Genomic DNA, 8,707 nt, shown 5'->3' with positions numbered 1-8,707 from the left:
GAGCCGGGCCCGCCGGCCGGGCCGCGCGGGGAGTGGCCGAGCGTGGCCGACTGGCTGCTCGCCCTGGCGTCGCTGGCCGTGCTCCTCTACCCCCTCGCCGACATCGACGCGTTCCGCGACCGGGGGTCGGGCTCCGCGCTGACGGACGTGGACGTGGTGGCGGGCCTGGCGCTCACCGTGCTGCTGCTGGAGGCCGTACGGCGCACGGTCGGCTGGTCGCTCACCATCATCTGCCTAATTTTCCTGCTTTATGCCTATTACGGGTCCTATTTGCCGATTGATTGGACGATCGGGCATCGAGGCTTCGACATCTCCCAGATCGTGTCGCAGCTCTACACGGGCACCGAGGGCTTCTTCGGAGTTCCCCTCCAGGTGGCCGCGAGCTACATCATTCTTTTCACCATTTACGGCGCCGTCCTTGACTATTCGGGCGCGAGCAAGTTCTTCATCGACCTGAGCTTCGCCGCCTTCCGCAAGTCCCGCGCCGCGCCCGGCCGCACGGTCACCACGGCGGGCTTCCTGCTCGGCACCGTCTCGGGATCGGGTGTCGCGACCACGGTGAGCCTGGGCAGCGTCTCCTGGCCGGTGCTGCGCCGGGCGGGCTACCCGAAGGAGCCGGCGGGCGGCATCCTGGCCGCGGGCGGCATCGGCGCGATCCTCTCCCCACCCACGCTGGGCGCGGCGGCGTTCATCATCGCCGAGTACCTCAGGGTGAGCTACCTAGAGGTGCTCGTCTACGCGACCGTCCCCACGCTCCTGTACTACCTGGGCATCTTCCTGGCCATCGAGATCGACTCGCGCCGCTTCCACACCCACGCCGTCCAGGTGGACGCGCCCAAGGCGAGCAGGCTGCTGCTCCGCTTCGGCTACCACTTCAGCTCGCTCATCCTGATCGTCGTGCTGATGGCGCTCGACCGGTCGGCGTTCCAGGCCGTGGTGATCGCCACCCTCATCGCCTTCGCGCTCTCCTTCCTCGACCCCGCGCACCGCATGGGGCCCAGGCGCGTCGGGCAGGCGCTGGCCAAGGGCACGCTGGAGGCGCTGCCGGTGACCGCGGTGTGCGCCGCCGCGGGCATCATCGTCGGCGTCATCACCCAGACCGGGCTCGGGCTGAACCTGAGCGCGATCATCGTGGACCTCGCGGCCGGCAACCTGATCCTTACCACGATCATGGCCGGGCTGGCGGTCATGCTGCTGGGGCTGGCCGTGCCGGTGACCGCGAGCTTCATCATCGCCGCCGTGATCATCGGGCCGGCGCTCACGTCGTTCGGGGTCACGCCCGCCGAGGCGTACATGTTCGTCTTCTACTACGCGGTCCTGTCCGAGGTGAGCCCGCCCACGGCGCTGTCGGCGGTCGCGGCCGCGGCCATCACCGGCGGCAACACCTACCGGACCATGATGATGACCTGGCGCTACACGCTGCCCGCGTTCCTGGTGCCGTTCGCGTTCGTGCTCACCCCCAACGGCCAGGCACTGCTCGGGCAGGGCCCGTTCGGCACCGTGCTGCTCATGGCGGCCGTCTCCGGCGTCGCGGTCGCGGCGCTGGCCATGGCCACCGGCGGGTTCAGCGGTATTCCCGAGCGGCTGCTGGCCGCGGTCGCGGCCGTGTTGCTGCTCTTCCTCGAACCCGTCCCCATCGCCGCCGGCCTCGCAGTGCTGGCCGTCGCGGCGGCCCTACATCTCATCAGGAGAAGGAGAGGCGCAGCGTGAAGCGGATCACAACCGTACTCGCCGCGGCCGTCCTGGCCTTCGGGGCGGCGGCCTGCGGCGGTGGCTCGGGAGGCGGCCAGGGCAACCGGCTGTCGATCGCCACCGGCGGCACGACCGGCGTGTACTACGTCTACGGCGGCGGACTGGCCAAGCAGCTCTCCGCCAGCATTCCCAACACCAAGGCGACGGCGACCGTCACCTCGGCCTCGGTCGAGAACATCAAGCTGCTGGCCTCCGGCAAGGCCGACATCGCGTTCTCGCAGCTCGACGCCGCCGCCGACGCGGTCAACGGCACCGGCTCGTTCACCGCGAAGCAGCCGATCCAGGCCATCGCCCGGATCTACGACAACTACACCCACGTGGTCGTCGCACCCGGCGTCCAGGCGGCCACGCTGACCGACCTCAAGGGCAAGCGGGTCTCGCTCGGCCCGCCGAACTCCGGCACCCAGGTGGTGGCCAGGCGCATGCTGGAGGCGGTCGGGCTCAACCCCGACAGCGACATCACCAAGCAGCAGCTGTCCATCAACGAGTCGGTGCAGGCGGTCAAGGACGGCACCATCGACGCCTTCTTCTGGGTGGGCGGCGTGCCCACCGCGGGCGTGGTCGACCTGGCCACCAGCAAGCCCGGCATCAAGATGCTCGACACCGCCGACGTGCTGGAGAAGATGCGGGCCAAGTACGGCGAGACGTACACCGGCCTCGACATGGACCTGTCCGCGTACAAGCTCCCTGGCACCGTCAAGACCGTCGGCGTGGCCAACGTGCTGCTGGTGCCGGACAAGATGGAGGCGCAGCTCGCCTACGACGTCACCAGGACGCTGTACGAGAAGAAGCCCCAGTTGGAGGCCGTCCACCCGGAGGCCAAGAAGCTCGACGTCAAGCTCGGCCAGCAGGTCGAGCCGGTGACGCTGCACCCGGGCGCGGCCCGCTACTACAAGGAGAAGGCCTGACCAGGCTCCTGCTCGCGCTGGCCGCCGTGCTGGCGCTCGGTTCCGCCGGCGGCGCCGGGCGCCCGGCCGTGCACGGCCTGCTCCTGCCCGCCTCTGGGGCCTTCGCGATCGGGTACGTGCACTCGGTCTACGGGGCCCCCTCGGCGGAGCTCTTCACCGTGCGGGACGGCCGCCTCACCATGCGCGCGGTCGTCTCGGCGAGCGGCGGCGTGCTCGACTACTACGCGCTGGACGGCGAGCGCAGCCGTACCCCTGACGGGGCCTGGATGCTCCGCCTCGCCACTCCCGCGACGTACGACGAGCTGATGCTGATGGCCACGCCGATCGGGCGCAGGACGCTGCTCGCGGCGGGCCGCTGCCTGCCGCTCTATCCCGCCTCCGGCGCCAGGGAGGTGCGGCTGGCGGTGGAGCTCGCGCTGGAGGACCGGGGTGGAGCGTGCCCGCCGCCCTACAACCAGTCCCTGTTCTTGAACGCCGTGTAGAGCCCGAGGGAGATGCAGGAGATCAGCACGACGGACAGCCAGAAACCCCATGACTGGCCCTCGCCCGGATAGGGGACGTTCATCCCGTAGAAGCCGGTGATCAGGGTCGGCACGGCGATGATCGCCGCCCAGCCGGTGAGCCTCTTCATGATCTCGTTGAGCCGGAAGCCCTGCTGCGCCAGCCGCGTCTCGCGCAGGTTCGCGAGCTGGTCGCGGGTCGACTCGATCCACTCGTTCACGCGGATCACGTGGTCGTAGACGTCCATGTAGTAGGGGGCGATGTCGGTGCCCGCGACCATGCCCTCGTTGCGGCGCAGGAGGGTGCCGACCACCTCCCGCATGGGCATGACGATCTTGCGGAACCTGGCCGCGTTCCTGCGCAGCTCGTAGATGGTGCGCTGGAGCGCCCGCCCGTCGACCGGCTCGCCCTCCTCGAACAGCGCGTCCTCCAGGTTCTCGATCTGCTCGTCGAGGTCGTCGATGAAATCGAGGTGGCCGTCCACCACGTAGTCGAGCAGGCCGTGGAGCAGGAACGCCACGCCGTGGCCGCCCAGGGTCCGGCCGGCGGCGTCCCAGCGCCTGATCACCTGGCGGATGTCGAAGTGGGCGTTCTCGCGGACCGTGACCAGCGCGTTGCGGGTGACGAAGACGTTCACCTCGACCGGGTCGAGCCGGCCGTCGTCGACGTGGACGCCGTAGACGGTGATGAACAGGTGCCTGTCGTAGATGTCGACCTTGGGACGCTGGTGGTCGGACACGACGTCCTCGACGGCCAGCTCGTGCAGGCCCAGCTCCTCCTCGAGCAGGCTGAGGTCCTCCCGCGTCGGGGAGCAGAGGTCGAACCAGACGACGTTGTCGGGGTCGATCACATAGTCGGAGACCTCCCCGATCGGGAAGCCCTCCTTCTCCAGCAGACCGTGTCGGTACAGGCGGGTGTGCACTTAGACGATTTTGGCAAACCGGATGGCGTTGCGCACGGCCGCTCCCCCCGGATCGTTGTTGAAGTAGACGTACGCGCCGTCCCACCCGGCGTCCCGTACGCGCCCGGCCCACGTCCTGAGCGACTTCTCGCCGTACTCGGGCCAGGGGGTGGCCCGCCCCTCGTGCAGCCGCACGTACCCCCAGGAGGCGGTGCGCCAGAGCGGGTCGACCGGCCTGCCGAGCCGGTCCGCCCAGCACAGCGCGGCGCCCCGCGCCTGGAGGATCTCGCGCACCTCGCCGGTCCACCACGAGTCGTGCCTGCACTCGACCGCGACGCGCACGCCGCCCGGGAAGCACGCCAGGCAGCGGTCGAGCCTGCCTGGGTCGGCCTTGAGCGTGGGCGGGAGCTGGAGCAGGACCGGTCCGAGCTTCTCCTTCAGCTGGGAGGCGGCGGCCATCAGCCGGGCCACGGGCTCCTCCGGATCGGCCAGCCGCTTGATGTGGGTGAGGAACCTGCTGGCCTTGACCGCCATCACGAACCCCTCGGGGGTGCGCTCCCGCCAGCCGGCGAACGACTCCGGCGACGGGAGCCGGTAGAAGGCGTTGTTGCTCTCCACGGTGGGGAACGTGCCGGCGTACGTCTCCAGCCACAGGCGCTGCGGGACGCCCTCGGGATACAGGACCCCGCGCCAGTCCTTGTACTGCCACCCGGAGGTGCCCACCAGCGTCTCCATGGCACTGCGCCTACCCCGCGAACCGGCCGATACCCGCCCGCGCGGTGGAGTACTGTCACTTGCCGGAGCGCGAGGAGGGCTGGATGGGTGGCAACCACGGGCACGGCGACACGAGCGTGCCCACCTCGCGGCGGGCGGTCGTGGCGACCCTCGCCGTGCTGGTGCCGCTGGCGATCGCCACGGCGGTCATGCTGGTCCTGCTGTGGCCGGCGGGCAGGCAGGCCACCGCTCCCCCGGACGGCGTCGAGGAGGTGGGCGGCACGGTGACCGCCGTGTTCCGCAAGCCGTGCGGGGCGACGCCGGAGGGCTCGCCGCCGCCCGACCCCGCCACCTGCGGCGAGGCGGCGGTGCGGATCGGCGAGGGGGCCGACGTCGGGCGCACGATGAGGCTGCGGCTGCCCACCGGGCCGGGCGCTCAGCGCTTCGCCGCCGGCGACGACGTGAAGCTCATCCGCTTCGAACAGCCCGAGCCCGGCAGCCCTGGCTATCAGATCTCCGACCACGACCGCGAGACGCAGCTGTGGCTGTTCGGGCTCGCGTTCGCGCTGGCGGTCATCGCCTTCGGCCGCTGGCGCGGGCTCACTGCCCTGGCCGGGCTGGCGATCACGTTCGTGCTGCTGCTGACGTTCGTGATCCCCGGCATCCTGGGGGGCGAGCCGCCCATGCTGGTCGCCATCGTGGGCGCGGCGGCCATCATGCTGAGCGTGCTCTTCCTGACGCACGGCTTCACGTTGACGACGTCGATGGCGGTGCTGGGCACGCTCGCCAGCCTCGCCGTCACGGGCCTGCTGTCGTACGGCGCGATCGGCTTCGCCCGGCTCAGCGGCGTCACCGACGACAGTTCGTTCACCCTGGGCCTGAGCATGCCGATCGACACGCGGGGCCTGCTGCTGGCCAGCGTCATCATCGGCGCGCTGGGCGTGCTGGACGACGTGACGGTCACGCAGGCGGTCACGGTGACCGAGATCGCCGCGGCCAACCCGTCCTACCGGTTCCGCCGCCTCTACCGGGCCGGCAGCCGGGTCGGGCGCGCGCACATCGCCTCTGTGATCAACACGATCATCCTCGCGTACGCGGGCGCGTCGCTGCCGCTGCTGCTGCTGTTCAGCATCGGCAACCAGCCGCTGGGCGAGGTGCTGAGCACCCCGGTCATCGCCCAGGAGATCGTCCGCAGCGTGGTCGGCACGCTCGGCCTGATCTCGGCGGTGCCCATCACCACCGCACTGGCCGCCCTGGTGGCGTCACGGCGCGACCCGGACGGCGGCCAGGCCGGTGCCCAACCGGACGACGGCAGGGCCGGTCACCATCCGGACAGCGGCAGGACCGGTCTGGCCCGCCACGCGGCGGATCAATCGGCCTCGGCGCTGCCGTCGACGCGGAGCTTGCGGCGGGCGCGCTCGTAGAAGGTGGTGCCCAGCCGCACGACCTTGGCGGCGCCCGGCAGCGCGACCACCGAGATGCGGTCGCCCGGGCACAGGTGCGCGACGACGGCGCCGTCGATCTCCACGGCCACCCGCCCGCTGGTGGGCAGCACCTCCAGCGTCACCTCCTCGTCGGCGGGGAGCACCAGGGCGCGGTTGAAGACGGAGTGGGCGGCGGCCGGGACGACCAGCACGGCCTCGACCCGCGGCGAGACGATCGGCCCGCCCGCGGAGAAGCTGTAGGCGGTGGAGCCGGTGGAGGTGGCCACGATCACCGCGTCGGCGGCGTACCTGACGAACGGGTGCCCGGCGGCTGTGACGGTCACGGCGGCCAGCCCCTCGCCGGGGATGCGGGCCAGTGCGATGTCGTTGAAGGCGGTGAGCGGCGTCTCGCCGATCGTGGTGCGCACCGCCATGCGCGGCTCAACGGTGTAGGCGTGGGCGTCGATGGCCGACAGCGTGGCGGGCAGCTCCCGTACGTCGATCTCGGCGAGGAAGCCGAGCCGGCCGAGGTTGACGCCGAGGATGGGGGTGGCCCGGCCGGTGATGAGCCGCATGGTGCGCAGCATGGTGCCGTCGCCGCCCAGGCTCACCAGCAGGTCGGACCGCTCGACGAGGCTGTCGGCGTCGACCGCGACGGCGCTGCAGTCGATCCGGCCCACCTCCTCGGGCAGCCCCAGCACGGTGACCCCGCGGCCGGCGGCCCAGTGCACGATGGTGTCGATCGCCTCTTTGGAGTCCCGCTGCGGATGCAGCACCAGGCCCACCGTCCCGACCATGCCCATGAGGCAAGCCTATGAGGCGTTCCCGCGTGTTCTGACGGCGGCGGTGGGCGTGCGGTGATCGGCAAACCTGGGAGGCGGCAGGCTTTACACCGTATATAGCTTGATTTAATACCATTACGGCTTTCGTGGGGGCGATTGAATGGCACGCCCGGATACCACGGCAGCCGTTTTTCGACATAGCAGATTATTTCGGCGCATGTAACGATATGTCGGGAAATAAGGCTTTGCCTCGTGCCGGGGGAAACCGTCAATCACCGCCATTAGCCTGAGTCATGTCAGCGCCGTGTCGGCGTATCCCGGGAAAAACCACATTCGACGCTCTCATCCGGCCTCCGGACACCGTCCGGGGCCTCGATCCTCACCTCAGGGAGTGATCTCTGATGCTCAAGCGTCTACTCATCACCGCCGCGGTGGCGGGATCCACACTCGTCGTCACCGGTCCCATCACCTCGCAGGCCGCGAACGCGGCGCCCACGTACGCACCGGCGAGCCAGCCGGTCGTCACCGCGCAGACCACCGAGGCCAACGCCCGATGCAGGTGGCGTAAGCGGCACGGCAGATGGTGCTTCTACTGCTGGAGGCACGGTGAGTGGGAGCGCATCTTCTGCCGCTGGCAGGACGATGACGACTTCTGACCCGCCGGCCGGGAAACCGGGCAGGAACGGCCGCCCCGCGAGGTGTCCCCTCGCGGGGCGGTCGCCGTACGTCCGCTTTCCCGGCGGTCCTGAGCCTGGGCCGCTCAGTCGCGATGGGCGCCGTTGGGCCAGATGACGCGCACCCGCATCCCGCGCGCCCGCGCCTCGGCGACCACGTCCGCGGTGCCGCCGTAGCCGCGGGCCGGCTCGCCGTCCCACACCGCGAGCAGTTCGTCGGCGCCGTCGAGCATGTGGCGGCTGGCCGCCATGTGCGACTCGGAGGTGGACTCGACGAACGGGAGCCGGTGCACGTGCGCCGCGTGGTCGAACAGGTCGTCGTAGCCGCCGTGCGCGCCCGCGGGCAGGCCGTCGCGGTAGTGCTGGGCGGGGATCACCGCCTCCAGCGCGCCACCCAGGTCGAGGACGGCGCGGGCGAAGATCTGGTCGGCCCCGTCCGCCAGGCAGGACAGGCCCACGAGCGCGGACGTCTCTCCGGACAGCGTCGCCCGGATCTCGGCGTCGACCAGGTCGGCGGTGTCGGGCGGCAGACCCCTGTGACCGGAGATCGCGATCCTGGTCATGCTTCTCCTAGAGCATCGCGTCCAGGGCGAACGTGTCCTAGAGCGTCGTGGCGTGCAGTCGCTCGTCGAAGGTGCGTACGGTGGCCGTCATCGGGCCCGCGTAGCCCCGGCGGAAGCGTTTGGCGTGCTGGATGACCCGCTCCGAGCCGTAGGCGAGGCCCAGGCTGAGAGCGTTGGAGGCGAGCTGGAACGCCTCGTCGTGCTGACCGGTCAGGGCCTTGGCGGTGGCCATCTCGGACATGAGGACGCCGCGCTGCTTGGCGGCGGGCTGGGCGGAGGCCATGGATTCGGAGAACGCGCTCTCGGCCTCCTCGGCCCGGCCGAGCCGCACCGACACCAGGGCGCGGTAGGCGGCCAGCTTGGCGTGGTCGAACGGGAAGACCCAGGGCCACGGCGGGGCCGCCGCGCGCTCGCCGTCGATGAGCGCCGAGTCGGCCTGGCGCAGCGCCGTACGGGCCGAGTCGGCGTCGCGGCCGGCCGCGTGGCCG

The 8,707-nt window shown here is 70.8% G+C and carries 9 protein-coding genes and 1 pseudogene; 5 read left to right on the top strand and 5 right to left on the bottom strand.

Annotated features, from left to right (window positions below; all coding sequences use genetic code 11):
- From DQW85_RS32275 to DQW85_RS32265, 3 genes are all read left to right on the top strand, one after another.
- A partial coding sequence (locus DQW85_RS32275) for a TRAP transporter permease (RefSeq protein ID WP_113703569.1) occupies positions 1-1,710 on the top strand: 1,710 nt, incomplete at its 5' end.
- Positions 1,707-2,660: a TAXI family TRAP transporter solute-binding subunit gene (locus DQW85_RS32270; RefSeq protein ID WP_113703567.1), complete on the top strand. Its 954-nt coding sequence runs from the start codon at positions 1,707-1,709 to the stop codon at positions 2,658-2,660. The genes DQW85_RS32275 and DQW85_RS32270, both read left to right, overlap by 4 nt.
- Positions 2,661-2,686: 26 nt before the next feature.
- Positions 2,687-3,142 (top strand): DUF1850 domain-containing protein, encoded by a 456-nt coding sequence (locus DQW85_RS32265; RefSeq protein ID WP_162795543.1) that lies wholly within the window; start codon positions 2,687-2,689, stop codon positions 3,140-3,142.
- Here the strand turns inward: DQW85_RS32265 and DQW85_RS32260 are convergent.
- A complete protein-coding gene (locus DQW85_RS32260; RefSeq protein ID WP_205315573.1) occupies positions 3,109-4,083 on the bottom strand; it encodes a magnesium transporter CorA family protein in 975 nt (324 codons plus the stop codon). The two genes, DQW85_RS32265 and DQW85_RS32260, sit on opposite strands and share 34 nt — an antisense overlap.
- Positions 4,084-4,797 carry a DUF72 domain-containing protein gene (locus DQW85_RS32255; RefSeq protein WP_113703565.1) on the bottom strand — a complete coding sequence of 238 codons (714 nt, stop codon included), beginning with the start codon at positions 4,795-4,797 and terminating at the stop codon, positions 4,084-4,086.
- 83 nt (positions 4,798-4,880) lie between these two features.
- Between DQW85_RS32255 and DQW85_RS32250 the strand changes: the two genes are divergently transcribed.
- Positions 4,881-6,200 carry a YibE/F family protein gene (locus tag DQW85_RS32250; RefSeq protein ID WP_113703564.1) on the top strand — a complete coding sequence of 440 codons (1,320 nt, stop codon included), beginning with the start codon at positions 4,881-4,883 and terminating at the stop codon, positions 6,198-6,200.
- Here the strand turns inward: DQW85_RS32250 and DQW85_RS32245 are convergent.
- Positions 6,146-7,003, bottom strand: a complete 858-nt coding sequence (locus DQW85_RS32245) for an NAD(+)/NADH kinase (protein WP_113703563.1) — start codon at positions 7,001-7,003, stop codon at positions 6,146-6,148. The two genes, DQW85_RS32250 and DQW85_RS32245, sit on opposite strands and share 55 nt — an antisense overlap.
- Before the next feature lie 380 nt (positions 7,004-7,383).
- Between DQW85_RS32245 and DQW85_RS32240 the strand changes: the two genes are divergently transcribed.
- Entirely contained in the window at positions 7,384-7,638 is a 255-nt protein-coding gene (locus DQW85_RS32240) for a hypothetical protein (protein WP_113703562.1), read from the top strand.
- 104 nt (positions 7,639-7,742) lie between these two features.
- On the opposite strand, the gene DQW85_RS32235 is transcribed toward DQW85_RS32240, so the two are convergent.
- A complete protein-coding gene (locus DQW85_RS32235; protein WP_113703561.1) occupies positions 7,743-8,219 on the bottom strand; it encodes a hypothetical protein in 477 nt (158 codons plus the stop codon).
- Positions 8,220-8,256: 37 nt separating this feature from the next.
- Positions 8,257-8,707 (bottom strand): annotated as a pseudogene (locus tag DQW85_RS32230) (helix-turn-helix domain-containing protein); the annotation flags it as partial.

This window comes from Nonomuraea lactucae, assembly GCF_003313395.1.
GTDB classification, from domain to species: Bacteria; Actinomycetota; Actinomycetes; order Streptosporangiales; family Streptosporangiaceae; genus Nonomuraea; species Nonomuraea lactucae.
The sequence above is the reverse complement of the archived record's forward strand: the minus strand, read 5'-3'. Positions and strand labels throughout refer to the sequence as shown.